This window comes from Streptomyces sp. SID13726 (assembly GCF_010548375.1).
Classification (GTDB): Bacteria; Actinomycetota; Actinomycetes; order Streptomycetales; family Streptomycetaceae; genus Streptomyces.
Genome location: NZ_JAAGLY010000818.1, coordinates 1 through 392, shown reverse-complemented (window position 1 = coordinate 392; position 392 = coordinate 1). Strand labels below are relative to the sequence as shown.

Annotated in this window: 1 protein-coding gene; it reads right to left on the bottom strand. The window is 70.7% G+C overall.

Annotation, left to right across the window (positions count from 1 at the left end; genetic code table 11):
- On the bottom strand, nucleotides 1-392 hold a 392-nt coding region (locus tag G3I78_RS50470; RefSeq protein WP_343244056.1), incomplete at both ends, for a GTP-binding protein.

Sequence of the window (392 nt, the reverse complement as noted above, 5' to 3'; positions counted from 1 at the left end):
TGCTCCCCGCCTGGGTGCCGAACAGGATGCGGGGCTGCTTGCCGCCGCGGATCGGGTGCGGGTGGGCCGCGACGACCTCGCCGAGGAAGGCGTTCAGCCGGCCGGTCGGGACGCGCGTCTCCCAGCCCGCGAGGGCCGTCTCGATCGCCGGGACCAGCTTCTCCATGTGGCGGCCGGTGAGCGCCGAGACGTTCACCCGGGGCGCCCAGGCGACCTGCTGCATCTCGGTCTCGATCTCGCGCTCGAGGTAGTAGCGGCGCTCCTCGTCGAGCTCGTCCCACTTGTTGTACGCGATCACGATCGCGCGCCCGGCCTCGACGGCCATGGTGATGATGCGCTGGTCCTGGACGCTGATCGTCTCGGTGGTGTCGATCAGGATGACCGCGACCTCG